We start from the raw sequence: 21,664 nt of genomic DNA on the forward strand, positions 1-21,664 counted from the left end.
ATGGCGCAACACGATGCGTCGAGTGAACCGGAGCGGTTCAACCTGATCGGGCACATCTTCAGAATGTCCAGATCGCCGACCGGTCGATGTCGGTTCAGGCGCGCCCGTCCGGTCAGCGCCATGGCGACCTCCAACTCGGTCTGCAGGATGGCGCCGCCGACGGACAGGGCGTGCAGGACCGGCTCGCCGACCATCACGGCGGAAGCGCCCAGGGCGAGGGCCTTGAGGATGTCGGTTCCCCGTCGGATGCCCCCGTCCATCAGCACCGGCACGCGCCCGGCAGTTTCATCGGCCACCGGCAGGGTGTCCAGCCTCCGCCCGCCATGGTTGAAGACGATGATGCCGCGCGCGCCCGAGGGTGATCAGGGAGAATAGGTCGTGCAAGGCCGGGGTGGTGCGCAGGACTGCGAGATGGGACCACTGCCGCTGGGTTTCGACGCCGAGGTGGCGGCAAACCCCGGCCAGCGTGACCTCGACCCGCCGACACTCCAGTTCATCGCCGCCGAAGACTTCTTCTGGATCAATGCTTGAGGTCTGCCAATCTCCCGAAACCTGCGAATTCCAGCTCAGAAGCACCACCGCATCTGCACCGTCCGCTCCACCACGGCCGCGGCCCGGATCACGCTCGCCTCGTCGAATGCGGCTCCCGCGATCTGGAATCCGATGGGAAGGCCGTTTCGGTCGTAGCCGCAGGGCAGGCTGATGGCCGGCAGGCCGAGCAGGTTCCAGGGATAGGTGAACCTCCAGGAGGTTTCGAGCACGCTCTCGCGCCTGCCGTCGAGCTCGACCTCCCGCTGGCCCGAGAGCCAGGCCGTGATCGGCATCGTCGGGCCGACGACGACGTCCACCCCGGCGAACACCCGGAGGAACTTCTCCGCCAGCATCGTCCGGTACCGCTCCGCCTGGAGGTAATCGGATGCGGTGACGAGGCGTCCCATCTCCACCAGCAGGCGGACATCGTCCCGATAGGCGGATGTCCTGCCCGCCGCCAGGTGATGGACATGGTAGGCGGTCGAGGACGCCAGCTCGATCGCGAAGATGGCTCCCAGGCCATAGGCCAGCTCCGGCACCCGGAACTCGACCACCTCGGCGCCGCCGGCGGCGAGCCGGGAGATCGTCGCTTCGACGGCGGCGCCGACCTCGTCGTCCAGCGCCTCGAAGAAATGGTTGCGGCAGACGCCGACCCGCAGTCCGGCGGCGCCGGCTTCGCGTGCCGACGGGACGATCGGGTGCAGCGCGGTCGGCGGTTCGTCGGCGGAGCCGGCATCATCGGGGTCGTGACCGGACAGGACGTCGACCAGCAGGGCGGCGTCGGCGACGCTGCGCGTCAGCGGACCGGCATGGTCCAGGGACCAGCTGTGGGGAACGATGCCGGACCGTCCGATCCGCCCGAAGGTCGGCTTGATGCCGACGGTGCCGCAAAGGCTTGCCGGAATCCGGATCGACCCGCCGGTGTCGGACCCGAGCGCCGCCATGGCGAAACCCGCCGTGACGGCGACCCCCGAACCGCCGCTGGAGCCGCCGGGAACCCGGTCCGGATCGAACGGGTTGCGGGCCGGCGGAGTCTCCATGCCCCAGGCGAATTCATGCATCCGGGTCTTGCCGAGCAGGATGGCGCCGGCCTCGCGCAGCTTGCGGACCGCCGCCCCCTCCGTCCTGGGAAACTCGATCGTGGCTTCGGTGCCCGCCCGCGTCGGCATGTCCGCGGTCAGGTAATTGTCCTTGATCGCGAGGGGAATGCCGTGGAGCGGGCCCAGGATCCTCCCCTCCCTGGCCGCCGCGGCAAGGCTTTCCGCCTGGTCGAGGGCGTCGGCCGCGACATGGACGAAGGCGTTCAGATCGCCGTCCTTCGCCGCGATCCGATCCAGATAGGCGGCCGTGAGCCCGACGGGGGAGAGCTCCCCGGCCCTGATCGCCTCCGCGGCTTCCCCGATCGGCCGGTGCATGGCTTCTTCGACGCGCATCAGGAGGATTCCTTCTTCCGCAGCGGACGGAACACGACGGCGGGGTGGTGGTCGCCCAGGTCCAGGCCGCGCAGCTTCCCGATCTCGGCGGCGACGACCTTGTACGCCTCGCGGATCTCGGCGTCCCGCTCCGACGCGACCAGGCTCCCGGGGTCCGATGCGTGTCCGGTCATGACGTCTTTTCCTCCTCCGCTGCTCATGGCTCGGCGCTCCCTCCACCCGCCGGCCGGTCCGGCGGCGACAGCAGCAGGAGATCCATCACCTCGGGCGGGAACGCGCTGCCGCCCTCCCGCTTGGGCATCCCGGCGATGAAGGGAAGCAGCTGCGCCTTGGCGATCCCGAAGGTCCGGCGCAGGCGAGGGATCGGGTCGGGGTCCTCGTCGACCCGCACGTCGAGCTTGGCGTAGGCTTCGGCGCCGAACACGACCAGGGCGGCGGACTGTCGGCCGCGCTTGTCGCCGCCCGCCGCCTGCGCCGCCTCCAGGCAGGCCATCAGCCGGTCTTCCAGCGGCTGCCCCGCGGTCTCCCGGAACGTCCCGGCCATGGCGGAAAGCACCTCGCCGCCCGTCAGCATGTTGCCCTGCACCGCGAAATCCCGGCCGTCGACCTCGCCGTGCCAGGGCGTGCAATCGCCTCCGGTCCAGGACGCCGAGCCGCCGGAAGCGTCCACGACCCCGACCTGGCGCAGATTCGCCTCCGCATCCTCGGCCAGCGCGCCGTCCAGCGCGGACCGGGCGTCGCTGCCGGCCTGCATGGCGTCCAGGATCCGGACGGCCAGATAGGGGTTGACCCAGGACTGGGTGCTGACGGCCCCGACGCCGGGGCGGACGAACGGGCAGATCGAGCCGACGGCCGGGACCGCCGACGCGACGGCGACCCCCAGCTCGCCCGTCGACGCGCAGCGGGCGACGATGGAGAAGGTATTCGCCTCGATACTCATGATTGGCTCCTCCGCATCAGATGCGCAAATGCTGCTCCAGGGCCGCGGCCGTGTCGGCGTGCGCCACGTCGCCTTCCTCCACGATCTCGCCGATCTTCAGGATCGCGTAGCGGTCGGCGACCGACAGGGCGAAGGGCAGGTTCTGCTCGACCAGCAGGACGGTCACGCCGTTCCGCTCCTTGGTCGAGCGCAGGACCTGCGCCATCCGGTCCACCATGGACGGCTGGAGGCCCTCGGAAATCTCGTCGATCAGCATGATCCGCGGCCGGGAGACGAGGCTGCGCGACAGCAGCAGCATCTTCTGCTCGCCGCCGCTCAGCGTTCCCGCCCGCTGCTTGAACCGCTTGGCGATCACCGGGAAGGCCGCCTCGACCTCGTCCATCCGTTCGCCGAGGAGGCGGTCCTCGGTCACCCCCAGCCGAAGGTTCTCCTCGACGGTGAGATCCTGGAAGATCGCGTATTCCTGCGGCGTGTAGGCCAGCGCCTCGCGGGCGTTGAGGTGCGGCGCGCGGTTCGCGATCTCGTGCCCGTCCAGGCGGATGGTGCCGGTCCTGGCCCGGACGAAGCCCATGATGGTCTTCAGCAGCGTCGACTTGCCCATCCCGTTCTTGCCGAGCACGACCAGGATCTCGCCCGGTGCGATCGAGAACGAGACGTCGCGGATCACCGTCGCGGCGCCGTATCCGCTGCTCAGGCCGGCGATCTCCAGCCGGCTCCGGCCGGCGGTTTGGGTATCCGTTCCGCTCACGGTGCGGCCTCCAGTTCCTGACCGGCATAGACGGCCTTGACGAGATCGGACGAGACGACCTCCTCGACGGTGCCGTCGAGCAGCAGCTTGCCCTGGTGCAGGACGACGATGCGGTTGGAAATCTCCCGGACGAAATCGAGGTCGTGCTCGATCAGGAAGATGCAAAGGTCGTATTCCTCGACCAGCCGGGTCAGGACATGCCCGATCGCGACCCGCTCGGGCCGGGTCAGGCCGGCCGTCGGCTCGTCCAGCAGCAGGACGCGCGGCTCGGTGGCGAGGACCATCGCGAGTTCGAGCCCGCGCTTCATGCCGTGCGACAGGTAGCGCGTCTCGACGCCCAGCTTGTGGTCGAGGCCGGTGGCCGCCAGGATCTCCAGCGCCGGATCGGGAAGGGCCACCGTCTCGCTGCGATGGAGCCGGCTGGCTCCGTCGATGCGGTAGCGGGCGAGCCTGAGACACTCGCCGACGGTCAGGCTGTCGAACAGGCTGGTGTTCTGGAAGCTGCGCCCGACACCGAGCCCGACGATCTTCTGCGGAGAACTCCGCCCGATCTCGGTCCCGGCGATCGCGACGGTGCCGCCCGTGCGCTCCGTGCCGTTGCTGATGCAGCGCATCAGGGTCGTCTTGCCGGCGCCGTTCGGACCGACGATGCTGAGCAGCTGGCCCGCGATGCCCTCGACCTGGATGCCGTCCAGCACGGTCAGGCTGCCGTACCGGCAGGTCAGGCCGTCGATCCGGATCGGGGCGGCGGAGGCGCCCGCCGCGGCCGGGTGCCCCTTGGCGGAGGGGACGAGCCTGATGCCGGTTCCCCGCGCCGTCTCCCCGTCGGCGGAGCCGCGCCTGCGATACCGGCGCCACGCGCCCGTCACCAGGGATGCCACGCCGTTCGGCAGCAGGATGATGACGACCACGAAGGTGACGCCGACGATGAAGTTCCAGAGGAACGGCAGGTTGCCCGACAGGTAGGATGACGTGACATCGATGCCGATGGCGCCCAGGATCGGGCCGATGAGCGTCCCGCGCCCGCCCAGCGCCACCCAGATCAGGGATTCCGTGCCCAGGAGGAAGCCGGCGAGTTCGGGCGCCACCACGTTGGAGAAGGCCGCGTAGCCGAAGCCGGCCACGGCCGCGATGCCGGCGCAGGCGACGAAGAGGCCGGTCTTGATGCGCGAGACCGGGATGCCGAGATAGGCGCAGCGGTCCTCGTTCTCCCGGATCGCCACCAGGATGCGGCCGTAGTCGCTGCGGACGAACAGCCACGCCACGGCGCCGACCGCGACCAGGAAGGTGCCGGCGATCCAGAACCAGGTGTCGATCGACCAGTAATAGGTCGGAAACCCGGACAGGCCGCTGCTCGACCCGGTGAAGCGGCCGCCGGAGAAGATGACCTGCACCAGCACGATCGGCAGGGCCAGCGTGACGATCGAGGAATAGAGGGGCGAGGCCCCGTGGTAGAACGAGAGCAGGCCCGTCGCCCAAGCCGTGACCATCGCGACGGCGATGCCGGCGGCCAGCGCGCCGATCGCCCACCAGGGGCCGAAGCCCCAGTGGGTGAAGACCAGCGCGCAGGCATAGGCTCCGATGCCGAAGAAGGCCGATTGCCCGAAGGTCAGGACGCCCGCATAGCCCCAGACCAGGTCCACCGTCAGCGCCAGGGCCGCGAGGAACAGCGCGCGGGTGAGGATATTCGTCATGTAGGTGCCGAGATAGAGCGGCGCCGTACCGATGATGATCAGGGCGATGGCTGCGCCCACGGCCGTGCGCAGGATCTGGCGCCTCGACCGCCCGGTCGCGTCCGGAATTGCTTCAGCCACGGGAGAGTCCTTGAGGTTTGATGCGCAGGATGACGGCGGCGAGCACGACGATCGTGATGCCGCCGAGGATCGGGCTGACGAAGGTGCTGACGAGCACCTGGGCGCCGCCGAGCACCAGGGAGGCCAGGGCCAGGCCGGGGACCGCGACGCCGGAAACGAGCACGAGCATGAACGAGTTGACCAGCCAGGGCAGGCCCATGTTGGGATCGACCGACAGCAGCGGCGTGATCAGGGCGCCCGCCGCGCAGGCCAGCGCCGCGCCGAGCCCGAACGTCACGGCACGCACCTTGACGCTGTCGATGCCGAGCCCCCGCGCGAGGTTCTCGTTCATGATCACCGCGCGGGCATTGAGGCCGAAGCGGGTGAGGTAGAGCAGCGCCGTCAGCAGGAGGCCCAGGACGACGGCGACCGCGATCAGGATCAGCCTCCAGGACGAGTAGGCGGTTCCGAGCAGGTCGATGGTTCCCGAGATCGGGCTTTGGGCGAACTGCACCTCCCGCCCGAAGCCGAAGACGATGACCTGTGCGATGATGATCCCGAGTCCCCAGGTCGCCAGGATCGCGTCCAGCGGCCTGGAATAGAGCGGCCGGACCACCAGCCGTTCGACCACGATCCCGAGGACGAAGCCGAAGGCCGCGGCGGCCGGTATGGTCAGCCAGGGGCTGAAACCGTGGGCGGTGACGACATGGGCGGTGTAGCCGCCCACGGTCAGGAAGGCGCCATGGGCGAAGTTGATCAGCTTCATGACGCCGAGGATGATCATCAGTCCGGTGGCCACGATGAAAAGCATCGAGGCCGTGGTCAGGATGTCGAGCAGGAGGACTGCCATCCGGTTTCCGTTCTTGGCCGTGCTGGAAGCGGGGCGGGCGGCCGGTCGGCGGCGCCCGGCCCGATGGAACGATGGATCAGAGGTTCGGGCACTGCTGGCCGGGATCGACGTTCTCGAAGGTCTTGATGACCTCGACGCTGCCGCCGTCCTTGACCTGGCCCAGATACATCGTCAGCGCGGTATGGTGCTGCTTGTCCATCCGGATGGTTCCGCGCGGTCCGGTGAACGACACTTCGGGCAGGGCCTCGACGACTTCCTCCGGATCGGTCGACCCGGCCTTCTCGACGGCGGCCTTGTAGAGATAGATCGCCTCGTACTGCGGCACGGAGAGATCGTTCGGGGTCTTCAGCTCGCCGCCGAACTTCTTCTGCATCGCATCCAGGAACTTCTTGTTCTCGGCGCTGTCGATGCCGGTCATGTAGGACTGCGAGATGAACATGCCTGTGGCGTCGGCGCCCATCGTCTTGGCGGTGCCCTCGTCGACGGCGAGGTTGCCGTAGGGGATCGTGACGCCCGCGTTGCGCAGCTGCTTGGTCAGGGTGACGTTGGGCGCACCGCCGGCCGTGGAGGTGATCAGGGCGTCGGGGTTCTTGGAGCGCAGGTCGCTGATGATCGGAGTCCAGTCGGAACCGTCCATCGGCAGGTATTCCTCACCCAGGACCCGGCCGCCCTTCTCTTCGATGTATTGCCGCGTGAACTCGAGCATGCCGCGCCCGAAATTGTAGTCGCTGCCGATCAGGTAGAAGGTCTTCGCGTTCAGCGTGTCGCTGAAATGGTCGACGATCGGCTTGACCTGCTGGTCCGGAACCCAGGCGGGGACGAACATCCAGGGGCTGCACGAGCGCCCTTCGTAAAACGACGTGTAGATGTAGGGCTTGCCCGCCCGGTTGACGATGGGAAGACCGGCGTTGCGGGCGGCGCTCGTCTCCATCGAGATCAGGACGTCCACGTCGTCCTGGAACACCAACGAGTTGAAGGCGCGTTGCGCACCCTGCGCGCCGCTGCCGTCGTCGGCGACGACCAGCTCGACCTGCCGGCCGAGAATGCCGCCCGCCGCGTTTATCTCCTCCGCGGCCAGCTGGCTCGACTGCACGACCGAGGGCGCCACCACGCTGTTCGCGCCGCTCAGGCCGACCGGGATGCCGATCTTGACCGTCTCCTGTGCGACGGCGCCGTTCATCAAGGCGCCCAGCAGCGCGAGGCTTCCGATCCATTGAAGCGTCTTCATGGTTCATTCCCTGTTTTGGACGAGGTTCATTGAGCGAAATTCGTTGGGCGCGGCTGTCGTCAGTACCAGCCGGGCCGAGCCGCCGTGCCGAGCATTTCCGGATAGAGGTCGGTTCGCCGATCCCGCATGACCTGGTTGAAGTCGTTCCAGGTGCGCTGGCGCCGTGCCGCTGAAAGATTGCAGATGCCGGTCACCATCGCGGGGTCGGAGACGCTGGCGGGGCCGGCGATCGGCCAGCCGTTGGGATTGATGATCAGGCTCTGCCCGATGAACGGTTGGCCGCGTTCGGTCCCGATCCGGTCGCAGGCCGCGACGAACATCGAGTTGCTGTGGGCGGCCGCCATGCAAAGGATGTTGGCCATGGCCGGCGCGTTGGCGGGCTGCTCCGCCATGGGAACCCAGTTGGTAGGCACACAAACTAGATCCGCACCCTGAAGGGCCAGGAGCCGCCACGCCTCGGGGAACCAGCCGTCATAGCAGATCAGGACGCCGATCCTGCCGAACGGCGTGTGGAACACCGGGAACCCCAGGTCTCCGCGCTCGAAGTAGAGCGCCTCCGCATTCCACAGATGGTTCTTCCGATAGGTGCCGATCACGCCCTTGGGCCCGATCACGACCGCGCTGTTGTAGAGGCGATCATCCTGCCGCTCGAGGAAGCCGGCAACGACATGGAGGTCGTGGTCGGCCGCCGCCTTCGCCCAGGCGGCGATGGATCTCCCGGTTTCGACGGTTTCCGAAAGCTCGTAGGCCTCCTTGCGGGAGCCGAGCACATAGCCCGAATTGCAAAGCTCGGGAAGAACCACCAGTTTCGAGCCCTGTGCCGCGGCATCGCGGATCAGGGAAATGCTGGTCTCGACGTTTCGCTCCAGTTCGCCGATACGCGGCTCGAACTGCAGGCACGAAATCTGGATTTCCGCTTCACCTGTCATGTGCACTCCACCCTACCGATCAGAACGCCCGGCGGCAGGCTGGTCGCCAAAGGCCTGGGTCGTTGGACAGCTGGTATTACCAGCGCGTTAACTATGTTTCATTTCCAATACAGAATACAGAAGTATGATCAAGAAAAATGGCGCGGAAACGCGCACAAATTCCGTAGACGCCTATTCGGTAGACGTTATGCATAAGGTTTGATCACGCTTTGCCGCGAAATGGGGCCTTCCCGCCTCTGCCCATCAGCTGCATGGCAGGCTTGGCGATTCCGCCGGTTGACAGGATTCCCGGCCCGGCGCAGACAGATCGGATGACCCAGCGCTCCGCCCTCATCACGCCTGTCCTCCTCGCCGGCAGCCTTGTGGTGCTGGTCGGGTTCGCCATCCGCGCCTCCTTCGGCGTCTTTCAGCTTCCCATCGCGATGGAGTTCAACTGGCCTCGCGCCGAGTTCTCGCTCGCTATCGCGATCCAGAATCTCGCCTGGGGCTTCGGCCAGCCGCTCTTCGGCGCGCTGGCCGAGAAGATCGGCGACCGCAAGGCGATCATCCTCGGCGCCCTGGCCTACGCGCTGGGCCTCGTGCTCTCGGCGGGCGCCACCCTGCCGATCCAGCATCACCTGTACGAGGTGCTGGTGGGGCTGGGCATCGCGGGCACGGGCTTCGGCGTGGTGCTGGCCGTCGTCGGCCGGGCCTCGTCGGATGAGAACCGCTCCATGTCGCTCGCCATCGTGACCGCCGCCGGGTCCGCCGGGCAGGTGGTCGGGCCGCCTCTGGCCGAGGGACTGCTGGCGCTGATGCCGTGGCAGGGCGTGTTCCTGGCCTTCGCGGCGCTGATCCTGGCGGTGCTGCTGGTGCTGCCCTGGATGCGCTCGCCCGCTCCCGTCTCCCGGACGGAGCTCCAGCAGAGCATGGGGACGGTGGTGCTGGGCGCGTTGCGCGACCCCAGCTTCGCGCTGATCTTCCTGGGGTTCTTCTCCTGCGGCTACCAGCTCGCCTTCATCACCGCCCATTTCCCGGCCTTCGTGGCCGAGGTGTGCGGGCCGATCATGCTGGGCAGCGTCCTGCACGCGATGGGGATCACGACGACCGGCGCGCTGGGGGCCGTCGCGATCTCGATCATCGGGCTGGGCAACATCGCGGGAACGCTGGCGGCGGGCTGGGCCGGCAAGCGCTACACCAAGAAATACCTGCTGGCCGGGATCTACACGGGCCGCACCCTGGCCTCGGCCTGGTTCATCCTGACGCCGATGACGCCCACCACGGTGCTGGTGTTCTCGGCGGTGATGGGCAGCCTGTGGCTGGCCACCGTGCCCCTCACCTCGGGCCTGGTCGCCCATCTCTACGGGCTGCGCTACATGGGCACGCTCTACGGCATCGTGTTCCTGAGCCACCAGCTGGGCAGCTTCATGGGCGTCTGGCTCGGCGGCCGGCTCTACGACGCCTACGGCAGCTACGATGCCGTGTGGTGGATCGGCGTCGGCATCGGCGCCTTCAGCGCCCTCGTCCACCTGCCGATCCGGGAAACCGCGCGTCCCCTGGTGGCGGTCCCGGCCGAGTGAGCCTGTGGAGTGGATCTTGGATCACCGGGACCCGGATTCCAGGACGACCGCGCAGGAGGCAAGTCGCGACGCCGGGGAAAGCCGCCGGCCACGAGGTCTCGGGGTGCGGTATGGTCCATAAGAAAGCCCCGTCGCATCGCCGCGACGGGGCTTTTAGTCTGAAGCGTCTCATTGGGCCGGCCGCCGCCGCGATCCGGCTGCGCAATACATAGCATCCCGCCAGTTCGTATGCCGGTCATCTTCCGGGACCCTTCCGGAGTGACCGGAAATGGCCGGCCGCGCGACAGGTGGTTTCCAAAGGAGAAACCATCGCCCATTCACGGGGGCGTGCGCACGGCGCACCGCCGCTATTCCTTGAGCGGCTGTTCCAGGTTGATCCGGCTCGGCAGGGGATCGAGCTGGTCGCGGTACTTGGCGTCGGCCCGCGCGGCATAGGGCTTTGAGGTCGGCGACATCAGCGTCTCGAAGCTGAGCGCGCAAATGCGCATGCCGGGACGCAGCGCCAGCGGCAGGCGGCCGCAGTTGAAGAATTCCAGCGTGATGCGGCCGTTCCAGCCCGGATCGATCGTGTGCGCCGTCGCATGCACCATAAGGCCCAGCCGCGCCAGGCTGCTGCGCCCGTCGAGGCGTCCGGCGATGTCGTTCGGCAGCAGGATGCGCTGTACGGTGATGCCCAGCACCAGTTCGCCGGGATGCAGGAAGAACGACTCCCCGGCGGGGATCGTCACCCGGTCCATCAGCTTGTCCGGCACTTGGCTGGGATGCCCCACGGGCGGCGCGAGGTCCACGAAGGCCGCCTTGCCGGGCGGAAACACCTGGAAAGTGTCCCCCAGCTGGAGATCGACCGACATGGCGCCGATCTGGCTTTCCGTCGGCAAAGGGTCGATCTGGATGCGTCCCTCGGCGAGGTATCGGTGAATATCTACGTCTGAGAGTTTCATGCCTTCCGAACCTCCTGCCGGGACCGCAAACGCAATGCCTCCGGTCGCTGCCACGGCGTTCTCTATAGCCCGATCGATGCCCCTCGACAAGGAACACGCCGGAGCGGGGCGTGGTGCCCGGGAGGAGCCCCGTCCCCACGGACCGCCCGGCGACTGCCGACTCGATCAGAGGATGCTTTTCCAGTAGAGCGTTCTTCTTTTTATCGTCATGACCGGGCTTGACCCACGGCTGTCCGGCACGGCGATTGCTGATCAACCCCAAGCTGATGATCAGGATACTTCATCTTCCCTTTATCGTCATGCCCGGACTTGATCCACGGCTGTCCGGCACAGCGATTGCTCATCAACCCCAAGCTGATGCTCGGGGCATTTCATCTTCCCTTTATCGTCATGCCCGGACTTGATCCGGGCATCTCCAGCCACGGAGCCCCGGTGAGACCTGTGAGACGATGGCCGGATCAAGTCCGGCCATGACGAAAAAAGGGGTAGTTTCGCCTTGAGTTCAGGCTTGTGAGCAGTGCGCAAAAACCGTGCCGGACAGCCACGCCCTTGACCTGCGGAACTCCATGCCTCAAGGCTTCCGCCGAACCCCGCCCTGATAAGAAGGATGCAGTCCGGTCCATGTCCCATACCTTGGAAGCGAGGGCGACCGCCACTCCGGCCGTCATTCCCGGCGATCCGCCCGCATCCGGCGGGACCTCCGCCCCGGTCGCGGCCTTCCGGGAGATCGTCGCCGCCCACGGGGAGCGGACGCGCGGCCTGAGGGACACCGTATCGTCCCTCTTCGTGGAGAACCGGGACCTCTCGGACTATGCCGCGGACGGCGGGCCGCTGCCCGACCTCGTCCTGGTCGGCGACAATCCCGGCCGCAGGGAGTGGGAGAATTCCGTCTATCTCTGCGCGGCGGGGCGCGCCGGACGGATGGCCCACGCCTTCTTCGACGGGATCTACGGCCCGGGATCTTTCCGGTCCAAGGTCATGGTGCTGAACAAGAGCTCCTACCATACGCCGCGCACCGCGGGGCTGACGCAGACCCTGAGGGACGGCGTCGTCGATAGCGCGGTCGATCGGGCCATTCGCCACGACCAGGAGGAGAACGCCCGTCTGATCGCCGGGATCGTGGCGCTGCTCGGCATCCCGGTCGTGACCATCGGCATGGAGAGCGGCGGCGCGACGTTCCGGGACTTCCGCCGGACCCTGGAGTCCCGCTACCGGTCCCTGGGGGAGCCGCCGGCCCGCTTCCAGGGGCGGAGCCTTCCGTCCCCCTTCCGCAAGGTGCCCCACTTCTCGCTGTCGAAGATCTTCTGCCGGAACAGCGATCCGCGATGGAACGCTTCCCTGGACCGGTTCCTCGGCGCCTGGGAAGGCCGGACGCCGGGGCTGAGGACCGGCAACGGCAACGTGTCTTCCAAGATCCTCCTGGAGAGCAGGGACAGGGCCATGCTCTCCGACTATCTCTCGACGGTGATCATGGAAGCGGGCGATAAGGTTGATTTCGGGTTTCCCCCAAAGATGGGATGACAGGCCCGGATCGGTGTGTACAAGTGCGGTATGCGTCACGTCGTCCTTCTCCTCGCCTTCCTGCTCGCCGCCTGTCAGACCCAGCCCGGCGCGGTCCATCCCCGGATGCCGCAGATGGTGGTCCCCGTCGATCCGCAGGAACCGCCCCAGCCGAGGGACGCAACCCTCCAGCAAGGGATCGAGGTCGGCGAGATAGCGCTGCAAGGCAGCGCCGCGGGGCAGATCGCCGGCGTCGGCGCGATCTCCTCCACCGATCTGCGGGAGGCGCTGATCAACACGCTGGCCAGCCGCGGGCTTCTGGCCGCGAGCCGCCCGGCCTATCGGCTCGACATGGCGATCTCCGGCGCGCGGACGCCGGCCATACCGGGACCGTTCGAGACGGAAATCGGCATCACCGCCGTTTATGTCCTGAGGGATGCCGGGACCGGGGCCGAAGTCTGGCGCGCCGACATGGATACCAGCGCCCAGCGGAAAGTCACCGCCGGTTTGCCGGAGCCCGTGCTGATGGAGCGGGACGCGCTGGAAGAGGCGATCCGCGACAACATCGCCCGGATGCTGGAACTCCTCTACCGCCGCTGAAGCCCCGTCCATTCTCCCCGCCGATCGCGCAAGGAACGATCTCGCGAGAAAGGTGTCGATGATCGCGCGCCGGGGCGATATGTAGGCGGGATGAACACGGACGCCGATTTCGAAATCTTCCTGGTGACATTTCCCGGCCTGGAGCCCGTCCTCTGCGCGGAGGCGCAGGCAAAGGGCTTCAGGGAACCCATGGCCGTCAAGGGCGGCGTGACGGTCAGGGGCGGCTGGCCCGAGGTGTGGCGGGCGAACCTGGAAATCCGCGGTGCCAGCCGCGTCCTCGCGCGCATCGGCGCCTTCCGGGCCTTCCACCTCGCCCAGCTCGACAAGCGGGCGCGCCGGCTGGCCTGGGGAGACGTCCTTCGGCCGGACGTGCCCGTCCGCGTCGAGGCGTCCTGCAAGGGCTCCCGCATCTATCACGCCGGCGCCGCCGCGCAGCGGATCGCGACCGCGATCCGGGAGGAACTCGGCGCCCCCGTTTCCGCCGAGGCCGAGATCCAGGTCAAGGCGCGGATCGACGACGACCTCTGCACCGTCAGCATCGACACGTCGGGCGAATCCCTGCACAAGCGGAACCACAAGGAGGCCGTCAACAAGGCGCCGATGCGGGAATCGCTGGCCTCCCTCTTCCTGCGCCAATGCGGCTACGACGGCGCCGAGCCGGTCGTCGATCCCATGTGCGGGTCGGGCACCTTTGTCATCGAGGCGGCGGAGATCGCCGCCGGCCTCCACCCCGGCCGGTCGCGGCGCTTCGCTTTCGAAATGCTCGCGGGCTTCGACGAGGCGGCCTGGCAGCGCCTGCGCGGGACCGGCGGCGGAACCAGGCCCGACCTCCGGTTCCACGGCAGCGACCGCGACGCGGGGGCCGTCGCCATGAGCCGCGCCAACGCGGAGCGGGCGGGCGTCGCCGACCTGACGGAGTTCCGGCACCACGCGATCAGCGACCTGGCACCGCCCGCCGGTCCTCCCGGCCTCGTCATCGTCAATCCGCCCTACGGCAACCGGATCGGGGACAGCAAGAGCCTGTACCCTCTCTACGGCGCCCTCGGGCAGACGCTTCTCGCGCGTTTCTCCGGTTGGAGGGTCGGGCTGGTGACCAGCGACCCGTCGCTGGCCAGGACGACCCTGCTGCCCTTCGAACCGCCGTCCGCCCCGGTGTCGAACGGAGGGGTGCGGGTGACCCTGTTCAGGACCGGCCCCCTGCCGTGAGGATGGCCTGATCCTGGCATACTAAATATTGAATACCAATACGGAAGTCGATTTTCCTGGATCGACTTCGCTGCATTGCAAAATAATTAACGCTTCATCATGATCATCATGTCGAAGCTCGGTGACGGGCAAGCCGGTTGCCGACCCCGATGGTCATCTTGAAGGAAGCGTTTCATGGCCGATCCCCGTGAAGTCTTTGCGATCGTCACCCAGGGCTCTCTCAAGGGGCAGCAAGTCTATGTCTGCTCGACCCTCGAAGACGGCATGTGCATCTGCAACATCGGCCAGGACGAAGCGGGTGAAACCAGATACACCCAGCTTCCGAAGCAGCATCTTCGCGTGGCGAGGGCGCGCCCCATGGTTCGCGCCCTCGTCGCCCAGGCGACAGGCCCGGTCCCTCGCGGCCCGGCCCATAGCGGCGCGACCGCCCGTCCGCTCCGCGACTGGACCTGGATCCATCCGCTGCTGACCCCGGCCGTGTGATCCGGAAGCCGGGCCGGCGTCAGCGGGCCGGCACCTCGGATTCCCCCAGGTCCCAGTACAGCCCCGCCATCATCGCCAGGCCTTCCCGGGCGATCGCCACCGGCAGGTGCTCGTTCGGCGCATGCTGCGAGCAGGCCGGGTAGGAGTGCGGGACCCAGACGGTCCGCATGCCGAGGATCTCGGAGAAGGTGTCGTTCGGCAGCGACCCGCCCAGGTTCGGCAGGATCGCCGGCTTCTTCCCCGTCGTCCGGGCGATCGAGTCCACCGCCCAGGTCACCCAGGGGTCTTCGGGGTCCAGGCGCGTCGCCCGGAAGATCTCCTCGCGCGACAGTTCCGCCCGGACCATCGGGAAGCCGTGACGGTCCAGGTGCCGGCGCACGGCGGGAAGCACCGCCTGCGCATCGACCCCCACGACGAAGCGGAGCTGGAGGCGCGCCCAGGCCCGCGGCGGGATCGCGTTGACCGGCGTCTTCGGATTGCCGGTCTCGTAGGCCAGCACCTCCAGCGAGCACCAGCCGAACACCCGCTCCGCCGGGGTCAGGCCCGGCTCGCCCCACCAGGGCTCCACGGCGGGACCGTCCGGCCCTCCGTCCACCTCGCAGTCGGCGAGCGCCCGGCGCACGCTCGCGGGCACCTCGGCCGGCACCAGCTCGGGCACGCGGATCTGGCCGGTCGGGCCGACCAGGCTGGCGATGGCGTGGGCGAGCTGGATGCCCGGGTTGGACAGCAGCCCGCCCCAGTTGCCGGAATGATGCCCGCCGTCCCGCGCGTCGATCCACAGGTCGAAGGTGACGCCCCCGCGGGAGCCGAGGAAGACGGTCGGCCGCTCCGCCGACAGCCGCGGCCCGTCGGAGGCGATCAGCACGTCGGCGGCCAGCCGGTCCCGGTGCTCGGCGCAGACCTCCCGCAGGCCCGGCGAGCCGGTCTCCTCGCCCATCTCGATCAGGTACTTGGCGTTGAAGCCCAGCTTGCCCCGGGTCTCCAGCACCGCCTTCAGGCCGCCCAGGTTGATCGAGTGCTGTCCCTTGTTGTCGACGACGCCGCGCCCGTACCAGCGGTCGCCCACCTCGCGCATCTCCCAGGGCGACAGCCCCTCGCTCCAGCCGTCGTCCAGGCCCCGGATCACGTCGCCGTGGCCGTAGCCCAGCACGGTCGGCCGCGACCTGTCCTCGATCCGCTCGGCGATCAGGAACGGTCCCCCGGCGCGCGCGTGCCGGACGGTGTCGCAGGTGAAGCCCAGGGCTTCGAGCGCCGGCCGCATCTCCCCCTCGACATAGGCGTCGAGCAGGGGCGTCCGCTCCGGGTCCTGGCTCTCCGTCCGCAGCGCGACGCGGCGGGCGAGGTCCGTGCGGAAGGCGCCGGAATCGAAATAGTCTGTCGCACGGGCGATGGCGGCGTCGCGGCTCATGACGGGCGGTTTCCCTGGTTGTTGGTGGTGGCGGTGTCGTTGTAGTCCGGATCGTGCAGGTGGCAGGCGACGAGGCCCGCCGGGTGCTGCCCCAGCGCGCGCGGCACGACGGTCGGGCAGGGGCCGAAGGCGTTGGGGCAGCGCGGGTGGAAGACGCAGCCCGGCGGCGGGTTCAGCGGGTCGGGGAAGGCCAGGCCCAGCCCCGTCTCGGGAATGCCCAGCCCCGGCTCCGGCGTCAGGATCGAGGCCAGCAGCGCCCTCGTGTAGGGGTGACGCGGGTTCGCGAACAGCTCGGCCGTCTCCGCCAGCTCCACGACACGGCCCAGATACATCACGGCGACCCGGGTGGCGATGTGCTCGACGACCGCCAGGTTGTGGCTGATGAAGACGTAGGTGAGGTTCAGCTCGCGCCGCAGGTCCAGCAGCAGGTTCAGGATCTGCGACTGGACGGAGACGTCGAGCGCCGAGGTCGGCTCGTCGCAGACCACGATCTCCGGCTTCATCACCAGGGCCCGCGCGATGGCGACGCGCTGGCGCTGGCCGCCCGACAATTCGCTGGGAAAGCGGTCGGCGAAGCGCGCCGGCAGGCCGACCAGGTCCATCATCTCCAGCGCCCGCCGCCGCCGCTCGGCCGAGGTGCCGATGCCGTGGACGTCGAGCGGGAACGACACGATGGAGGCGATCCGCCGCCGCGGGTTCAGCGAGGAATAGGGGTCCTGGAACACCGGCTGCACCTGGCGCGCCACCGCCCGGCGGTCCAGCGTCGAAAGCTCCTGCCCCTGGAAGCTGATCGTCCCGGTCGAGGGCGGCAGCAGGCCCAGCAGGATGCGGGCCAGGGTGGACTTGCCGCAGCCGGACTCGCCGACGATCCCCAGCACCTCGCCCTTGCGGATGGTCAGGTCGATGCCGTTGACCGCGTGCAGCGTGCGCTTCCGGTTGAACAGGCCGGCGCCGACCTTGAACGAGCGGGTAACCCCCCGCGCCTCGATCAGGGGAATGTCCATCATCGCGGTCATGCGTCCTCCAGGATGCAGCGCCAGGCATGGTCGCCCCGGGTCTTCACGGGCGGGGCCTCGGCGCAGACGGGCCGGGCGTGGGGGCAGCGGTCGCGGAACGGGCAGCCCTCGATCCCGCCGACCAGCGACGGCACCACGCCGGGGATCACGCCCAGCCGCTCGCCGGGCCTGGTCCGGCCCGGCAGCGGGATGCAGTCCATCAGCCCTTGGGTATAGGGATGGCGCGGGCGGGCGAAGATCTCCGCCGCCGTGCCGTTCTCCACCACCTCGCCGGCATACATCACGGCGACCCGGTCGGCGATGCGGCCGACCACGCCCAGGTCATGGGTGATCAGGACCAGGGCGATGCCCAGTTCGCGCTGCAATTCGGCGAGGAGCCGCAGGATCTGCGCCTGGATCGTCACGTCCAGCGCCGTCGTCGGCTCGTCGGCGATCACCAGGTCGGGGCCGCACATCAGCGCCATGGCGATCATGATGCGCTGCCTCAGCCCGCCGGAGAGCTGGTGCGGATATTGGCCCAGCCGGTCGCCGGCCGCGGCGATGCCGACCTTCTCCAGCAGGTGGACCGCCCGCTCGCGGGCCTCCGCGGCACCCGCCTTCTTATGCCGGCGATAGCCCTCGGTCAGCTGGTCGCCGATCGTGTAGGCCGGGTTCAGCGCCGTCATGGGTTCCTGGAAGATCATCGCCATGCGGTTGCCGCGCAGCGCGTTGACCGCTCCCTTGCCGCTGCGGGCGAGATCGACCCCGTCGAACGCCAGCCGCGAGACGCGCCGGGTCGCCGCCCGGGGCAGCAGGTCCATGATCGCGAGCGAGGTGACCGACTTGCCGCAGCCGGATTCGCCGACCAGGCACAGCGTCTCGCCGCGCCCGACGGAGAACGACACGTCGCGAACGGCTTTCAGGGTTCCCCCGGCGGTCCTGATATCGACCGACAGGTTCTCTACCTCCAGGATGGGGCGTTCCACGGTCATGGTCAGCCCCGTCCTTCCGGCGCCACGACGTCGCGCAGCCCGTCGCCCGCCAGGTTGATCGACAGCACCAGCAGCGCCAGCAGCGTTCCGGGTATCGCGATCAGCCAGAACGAGAAGAACATGTAGGTCTTCGCCTCCGAGATCATCAGGCCCCAGGACGGCAGCGGCGGCTGCACGCCCAGGCCGAGGAAGGACAGCGCCGCCTCCAGCAGGATGGCGCTCGCCGCCTCCAGCGTGGCGACGACGATCAGCTGGGGGAACACGTTGGGCAGGATCTCGCCCAGGATGATCCGCGGCGTCGAGGCGCCGGCCGCCTCCGCCGCCGTCACGTAGTCGAGCGCCCGGGCCTGCTGGGTGGCGCTCCGCATCACCACCGCGAAGCGGTCCCACTTCAGGAAGCCCAGCACCAGGATCACCACCGGCAGCGAGCCGCCGACCATGGCGACCACGGCCAGCGCCACCAGGATCACCGGCATGGCGAGCCGGGTCGTGATCAGGAAGGTCACGATCAGGTCGGCCTTGCCGCCGAAATAGCCCGCCAGCAGCCCCATGGTCGTGCCGATCAGGCCGGAGATGACCATCACCGACAGGCCGATCAGCAGCGAGATCCGGGCGCCGTAGAGCAGGCGGGAGAGATAGTCGCGGCCCAGGTTGTCGGTGCCGAGCAGGTGTTCCCAGCTGCCCTTGGCGTACCAGAACGGCGGGACCATGCGCTGCGACAGGTTCTGGGCATAGGGGTCGTGCGGCGCCAGCACCGGCGCCAGCAGGGCCACCGCGACGATCACCAGCAGCAGCCCGACGCCGAAGACGAAGCTCTTCTGGCCGAACATGCGCCGGCGCAGCCGGGCGCCGGCGCTCAGCTCGGCCACGGCGGCGACACTGGACGGGGCGGAGGCGGCGGGGGGAAATGCTGTTCCGGTCATGGCTCAGGCCACCCGGATCCGCGGATCGAGCCAGGCATTGGCGATGTCTCCCAGGAGCGTGAGCAGCACGTAGATCACCGACAGCATCACCACCACGGCCTGGATCACCGGGAAGTCCTTGTGGGTGATGCTCTGGTATGCCAGGAATCCCAGCCCATCCAGGGCGAAGATGGTCTCGATCACCACCGACCCGCCGAGCAGGTATCCCAGCTGCACGGCGGACAGGGCGACCACCGGCACGATGGCGTTGCGCAGCGCGTGCTTGAAAACGACCATGCGGGTCGGCAGGCCCTTGGCGCGCGCCGTCCGCACATAGTCGGCCGACAGCACCTCGACCATGCCGGCCCGGACCAGCCGCATGAAGGCGGGCGCCGCATAATATCCCAGCGCCACCGTCGGCATCACGAAATGCAGCCAGGTCCCGGAGCCGGAAACCGGCAGCCAGCGGTAGGTGATCGAGAACAGCATGACCAGCAGCAGCGCGAAGAAGAAGTTCGGCATCGCCTGCCCGAACACGGCGATCGCCAGCGCCGCCCGGTCGATCCAGCTGTTGGCGAAGACCGCCGCCAGCACGCCCAGCGGCACCGCGACCAGCAGCGCGAAGCCCAGCGACAGCAGGCCCAGCATCAGCGTCACCGGCGCCTTGGCGAGCACCAGGTCGACCACGTCGGTCTTGAAATAGAGCGACTGCCCGAAGTCGCCGCCCAGCGTCTGCCCCAGCCAGACCAGGTACTGCACCGCCAGCGGCCGGTCCAGCCCATAGGCCTGCCGGATCGCCTCGATATCCACGTCCCGCGCCCCTTCGCCGGCGATCGCGATGGCGGCGTCGCCCGAGGTGCGCAGCAGGACGAAGGAGATGACCGAGACCGTGAGCGCTACGAGCAGCGCGAGGCCGAGCCTCTTGAGGATGAAGAGTGCCACGTCGAGGTCCTTTTCTGCGAAAGCCGGGCGGGGCCCCGTCCGGTCCTGAGCCGGCGCCCCGCCCGAAGGAGGGGCCTCAGTTCCAGGTCATCTCCCAGAAGCGCGGCATCTCGTCGGCGTAAGCCTTGAACTCCAGGTCCTTGGCCGCGACGTAGTAGACGGGAAGCGAGTAGAGCGGCACCGCGTAGGCCCGCTCGGCGATCAGCGCCAGCGCCTTGCCGTACGCTTCCTTCCGCGTCTCCGGATCGACGCTGGTGTCGCCCTTCTGCAGCAGGTCGCGCACTTCCGGGTCCCGCGTGACGTCGTCGCTCTCGAACTTGAAATAGACCGGGGTCGAGGCCGACACGTCGTTGACCGAGAACGAGCCCCAGGTCTGGTGCGTCAGCATGGCCTTGTTGCTTCGGATCTGCTCCCGCATGGCCGCGTATTGCAGGAAGTTCAGGTTCGCCTTGATCCCGGCGGCCTGGAGGTAGCCGATCATGGCCTCGGTCTGGTTGCGCTCCCGGTAGGCCACGATGTTCAGCTCGATCCCGTTGGGGAACCCGGCCTCCGCCAGCAGCTGCCGCGACTTCGCCGGATCGTATTCGTAGCGCGGCGCGCCCTCGTCGGTGCAGCCGAACTGCTCGGGGAAGCAGATCGTGTGGATCACCCGCGATCCGGCGCCGACGATCTCCTTGACCATGGTCTCGCGGTCGATCGCGTGGAGGATCGCCCGGCGCACCCGTTCGTCCTTCAGGGCCGGGGACGGCGTGCCCTCCAGCGTGTTCATCTGCATGAAGACGATGCGCATCGTCTCGCCGCTGACGACCTTCAGGTGCGGAACCATCTCGATCTGCTCGGCCTGGTCCTTGGGCACGTGCATGATCAGGTCGACGCCCTCGGACAGCACCTCGGCCATCTGGGTCTGGCGGTCCGGGATGAACCGGATCTCGACCGTCTCGATCGGCCCCTGCTTCTTGGGAGAATCCTGGAAGTAATCCGGGTTCTTCTCCAGCGTGATCGACTTGCCCATCTCGTGCGCGGCCACGCGGAACGGGCCGGTGCCGACCGGCTTCCGGTTCTGCCCCTGCGGGCCGACTTCGGCGTAATATTCGTTGGGGTGCATGACCACCGGGCCGGACAGGTACTCGATCGCGGCCGGGAAGACCTGCTTGGTCGTCACCCGGACCTTGTACTTGTCCAGCTTCTCCGCCTTCTCGATCCAGGCGACGTTCTGCTGGGTCGTGACTCCGCTTTCCGGCTTGGAAACGAAGTTCAGCGTATAGACCACGTCGTCGGCGTCGAATTCCTCGCCGTTGTGGAACTTGACGCCCTCGCGCAGGTCGAATTCCAGCGTGCGGTCGTCCACCTGCCGCCAGGCCTTGGCGAGCTGCCCCTTGTACTCGCCCGTATCGGGGTCGCGGTAGACCAGCGTGTCCCAGACATGCTGGCCGATGATGACGCCGATCCGGACATTGTTGAAGAAGGGATCTACGCTCTCCGGAGCCTGGTCGTAGGCGAGGTGGACGCTGTTGTCGGATTTCCCGGCTAGGGCCGGCTGGGTGAGCAGGCCGGTGCCCGCCAGAAGGGCCGCCGCGAGCAGGCCGTTGCGCACCTTTCCAGTGCTCTTTTTCATCTTCGGTCTCCCTCCGTTGCTTGCTGTGCGCATGCCGATGAAGTCTCCCCGGGACGTTTTCCGTCCGTA

The 21,664-nt window shown here is 68.2% G+C and carries 20 protein-coding genes and 1 pseudogene; 5 read left to right on the forward strand and 16 right to left on the reverse strand.

Annotated elements, in window-relative coordinates; all coding sequences use genetic code 11:
• Positions 1-152 precede the first annotated feature (152 nt).
• The 9 genes and pseudogenes from IGS68_RS35440 to IGS68_RS08620 all read right to left on the reverse strand — a co-directional run.
• Positions 153-296, reverse strand: a pseudogene (locus IGS68_RS35440) (alpha-hydroxy-acid oxidizing protein); the annotation flags it as partial.
• Between the two features lie 270 nt (positions 297-566).
• The gene (locus IGS68_RS08585; protein ID WP_201078957.1) at positions 567-1,964 is read right to left on the reverse strand and encodes an amidase; all 1,398 of its coding nucleotides are present in this window, start codon (positions 1,962-1,964) and stop codon (positions 567-569) included.
• On the reverse strand, positions 1,964-2,137 hold the full coding sequence (locus IGS68_RS08590) for a hypothetical protein (RefSeq protein ID WP_201078959.1): 174 nt from the start codon (positions 2,135-2,137) through the stop codon (positions 1,964-1,966). Before IGS68_RS08590 ends, IGS68_RS08585 begins: the two co-directional genes overlap by 1 nt.
• A 23-nt stretch (positions 2,138-2,160) precedes the next feature.
• Entirely contained in the window at positions 2,161-2,904 is a 744-nt protein-coding gene (locus IGS68_RS08595) for a DUF1028 domain-containing protein (protein ID WP_201078961.1), read from the reverse strand.
• 16 nt (positions 2,905-2,920) lie between these two features.
• On the reverse strand, positions 2,921-3,652 hold the full coding sequence (locus IGS68_RS08600) for an ABC transporter ATP-binding protein (RefSeq protein WP_201078963.1): 732 nt from the start codon (positions 3,650-3,652) through the stop codon (positions 2,921-2,923).
• A complete protein-coding gene (locus IGS68_RS08605) occupies positions 3,649-5,466 on the reverse strand; it encodes a branched-chain amino acid ABC transporter ATP-binding protein/permease (RefSeq protein WP_201078965.1) in 1,818 nt (605 codons plus the stop codon). The genes IGS68_RS08600 and IGS68_RS08605 overlap by 4 nt, the downstream gene beginning before the upstream one ends.
• The gene (locus IGS68_RS08610; protein ID WP_201078967.1) at positions 5,459-6,295 is read right to left on the reverse strand and encodes a branched-chain amino acid ABC transporter permease; all 837 of its coding nucleotides are present in this window, start codon (positions 6,293-6,295) and stop codon (positions 5,459-5,461) included. The genes IGS68_RS08605 and IGS68_RS08610 overlap by 8 nt, the downstream gene beginning before the upstream one ends.
• 76 nt (positions 6,296-6,371) lie before the next feature.
• Positions 6,372-7,523, reverse strand: a complete 1,152-nt coding sequence (locus IGS68_RS08615) for a substrate-binding protein (protein WP_201078969.1) — start codon at positions 7,521-7,523, stop codon at positions 6,372-6,374.
• A gap of 59 nt (positions 7,524-7,582) precedes the next feature.
• Positions 7,583-8,452: a nitrilase family protein gene (locus tag IGS68_RS08620; protein WP_201078971.1), complete on the reverse strand. Its 870-nt coding sequence runs from the start codon at positions 8,450-8,452 to the stop codon at positions 7,583-7,585.
• Positions 8,453-8,763: 311 nt separating this feature from the next.
• On the opposite strand from IGS68_RS08620, the gene IGS68_RS08625 reads away from it, so the two are divergent.
• The gene (locus IGS68_RS08625; RefSeq protein WP_201078973.1) at positions 8,764-10,011 is read left to right on the forward strand and encodes an MFS transporter; all 1,248 of its coding nucleotides are present in this window, start codon (positions 8,764-8,766) and stop codon (positions 10,009-10,011) included.
• A 347-nt stretch (positions 10,012-10,358) separates the two neighbouring features.
• Here IGS68_RS08625 and dcd read toward each other — a convergent pair whose 3' ends face one another.
• Complete coding sequence (gene dcd, locus IGS68_RS08630; RefSeq protein ID WP_201078975.1) at positions 10,359-10,952, reverse strand: dCTP deaminase; 594 nt, start codon at positions 10,950-10,952, stop codon at positions 10,359-10,361.
• 621 nt (positions 10,953-11,573) lie between these two features.
• Here dcd and IGS68_RS08635 point away from each other — a divergent pair.
• The 4 genes from IGS68_RS08635 (at position 11,574) to IGS68_RS08650 (ending at position 14,741) form a co-directional block, all read left to right on the forward strand.
• On the forward strand, positions 11,574-12,473 hold the full coding sequence (locus tag IGS68_RS08635; RefSeq protein ID WP_201078977.1) for a hypothetical protein: 900 nt from the start codon (positions 11,574-11,576) through the stop codon (positions 12,471-12,473).
• A gap of 30 nt (positions 12,474-12,503) precedes the next feature.
• Positions 12,504-13,052 carry a hypothetical protein gene (locus IGS68_RS08640; RefSeq protein WP_201078979.1) on the forward strand — a complete coding sequence of 183 codons (549 nt, stop codon included), beginning with the start codon at positions 12,504-12,506 and terminating at the stop codon, positions 13,050-13,052.
• Positions 13,053-13,142: 90 nt separating this feature from the next.
• The gene (locus tag IGS68_RS08645; RefSeq protein WP_201078981.1) at positions 13,143-14,258 is read left to right on the forward strand and encodes a THUMP domain-containing class I SAM-dependent RNA methyltransferase; all 1,116 of its coding nucleotides are present in this window, start codon (positions 13,143-13,145) and stop codon (positions 14,256-14,258) included.
• A gap of 174 nt (positions 14,259-14,432) precedes the next feature.
• Positions 14,433-14,741, forward strand: coding sequence for a hypothetical protein (locus IGS68_RS08650; RefSeq protein WP_201078983.1), 309 nt, complete (start codon positions 14,433-14,435; stop codon positions 14,739-14,741).
• A 19-nt stretch (positions 14,742-14,760) separates the two neighbouring features.
• Here the strand turns inward: IGS68_RS08650 and IGS68_RS08655 are convergent, their stop codons facing one another.
• The 6 genes from IGS68_RS08655 to IGS68_RS08680 form a co-directional block, all read right to left on the reverse strand.
• Positions 14,761-16,149: a M20 family metallopeptidase gene (locus IGS68_RS08655; RefSeq protein WP_201078985.1), complete on the reverse strand. Its 1,389-nt coding sequence runs from the start codon at positions 16,147-16,149 to the stop codon at positions 14,761-14,763.
• The gene (locus tag IGS68_RS08660) at positions 16,146-17,165 is read right to left on the reverse strand and encodes an ABC transporter ATP-binding protein (protein ID WP_247881240.1); all 1,020 of its coding nucleotides are present in this window, start codon (positions 17,163-17,165) and stop codon (positions 16,146-16,148) included. The genes IGS68_RS08655 and IGS68_RS08660 overlap by 4 nt, the downstream gene beginning before the upstream one ends.
• Positions 17,162-18,136, reverse strand: coding sequence for an ABC transporter ATP-binding protein (locus IGS68_RS08665; protein ID WP_201078987.1), 975 nt, complete (start codon positions 18,134-18,136; stop codon positions 17,162-17,164). The genes IGS68_RS08660 and IGS68_RS08665 overlap by 4 nt, the downstream gene beginning before the upstream one ends.
• A 2-nt stretch (positions 18,137-18,138) precedes the next feature.
• On the reverse strand, positions 18,139-19,059 hold the full coding sequence (locus IGS68_RS08670; protein WP_201078989.1) for an ABC transporter permease: 921 nt from the start codon (positions 19,057-19,059) through the stop codon (positions 18,139-18,141).
• Positions 19,060-19,062: 3 nt separating this feature from the next.
• Positions 19,063-19,980: an ABC transporter permease gene (locus IGS68_RS08675; protein ID WP_201078991.1), complete on the reverse strand. Its 918-nt coding sequence runs from the start codon at positions 19,978-19,980 to the stop codon at positions 19,063-19,065.
• Between the two features lie 76 nt (positions 19,981-20,056).
• Positions 20,057-21,595 carry an ABC transporter substrate-binding protein gene (locus IGS68_RS08680; RefSeq protein WP_201078993.1) on the reverse strand — a complete coding sequence of 513 codons (1,539 nt, stop codon included), beginning with the start codon at positions 21,593-21,595 and terminating at the stop codon, positions 20,057-20,059.
• Between the last annotated feature and the right edge of the window lie 69 nt (positions 21,596-21,664).

The organism is Skermanella sp. TT6 (assembly GCF_016653635.2).
GTDB classification, from domain to species: domain Bacteria; phylum Pseudomonadota; class Alphaproteobacteria; order Azospirillales; family Azospirillaceae; genus Skermanella; species Skermanella cutis.

Bases quoted from the DNA above. Each gene is read 5' to 3' on its own strand.
- IGS68_RS08660 (WP_247881240.1), bottom strand. From the start codon at position 17,165: ATGACCGCGATGATGGACATTCCCCTGATCGAGGCGCGGGGGGTTACC.
- IGS68_RS08645 (WP_201078981.1), top strand. From the start codon at position 13,143: ATGAACACGGACGCCGATTTCGAAATCTTCCTGGTGACATTTCCCGGC.
- IGS68_RS08635 (WP_201078977.1), top strand. From the start codon at position 11,574: ATGTCCCATACCTTGGAAGCGAGGGCGACCGCCACTCCGGCCGTCATT.
- IGS68_RS08640 (WP_201078979.1), top strand. From the start codon at position 12,504: ATGCGTCACGTCGTCCTTCTCCTCGCCTTCCTGCTCGCCGCCTGTCAG.
- IGS68_RS08620 (WP_201078971.1), bottom strand. From the start codon at position 8,452: ATGACAGGTGAAGCGGAAATCCAGATTTCGTGCCTGCAGTTCGAGCCG.
- IGS68_RS08655 (WP_201078985.1), bottom strand. From the start codon at position 16,149: ATGAGCCGCGACGCCGCCATCGCCCGTGCGACAGACTATTTCGATTCC.
- dcd (WP_201078975.1), bottom strand. From the start codon at position 10,952: ATGAAACTCTCAGACGTAGATATTCACCGATACCTCGCCGAGGGACGC.
- IGS68_RS08670 (WP_201078989.1), bottom strand. From the start codon at position 19,059: ATGACCGGAACAGCATTTCCCCCCGCCGCCTCCGCCCCGTCCAGTGTC.
- IGS68_RS08680 (WP_201078993.1), bottom strand. From the start codon at position 21,595: ATGAAAAAGAGCACTGGAAAGGTGCGCAACGGCCTGCTCGCGGCGGCC.
- IGS68_RS08590 (WP_201078959.1), bottom strand. From the start codon at position 2,137: ATGACCGGACACGCATCGGACCCCGGGAGCCTGGTCGCGTCGGAGCGG.
- IGS68_RS08595 (WP_201078961.1), bottom strand. From the start codon at position 2,904: ATGAGTATCGAGGCGAATACCTTCTCCATCGTCGCCCGCTGCGCGTCG.
- IGS68_RS08625 (WP_201078973.1), top strand. From the start codon at position 8,764: ATGACCCAGCGCTCCGCCCTCATCACGCCTGTCCTCCTCGCCGGCAGC.
- IGS68_RS08615 (WP_201078969.1), bottom strand. From the start codon at position 7,523: ATGAAGACGCTTCAATGGATCGGAAGCCTCGCGCTGCTGGGCGCCTTG.
- IGS68_RS08610 (WP_201078967.1), bottom strand. From the start codon at position 6,295: ATGGCAGTCCTCCTGCTCGACATCCTGACCACGGCCTCGATGCTTTTC.
- IGS68_RS08665 (WP_201078987.1), bottom strand. From the start codon at position 18,136: ATGACCGTGGAACGCCCCATCCTGGAGGTAGAGAACCTGTCGGTCGAT.
- IGS68_RS08650 (WP_201078983.1), top strand. From the start codon at position 14,433: ATGGCCGATCCCCGTGAAGTCTTTGCGATCGTCACCCAGGGCTCTCTC.
- IGS68_RS08585 (WP_201078957.1), bottom strand. From the start codon at position 1,964: ATGCGCGTCGAAGAAGCCATGCACCGGCCGATCGGGGAAGCCGCGGAG.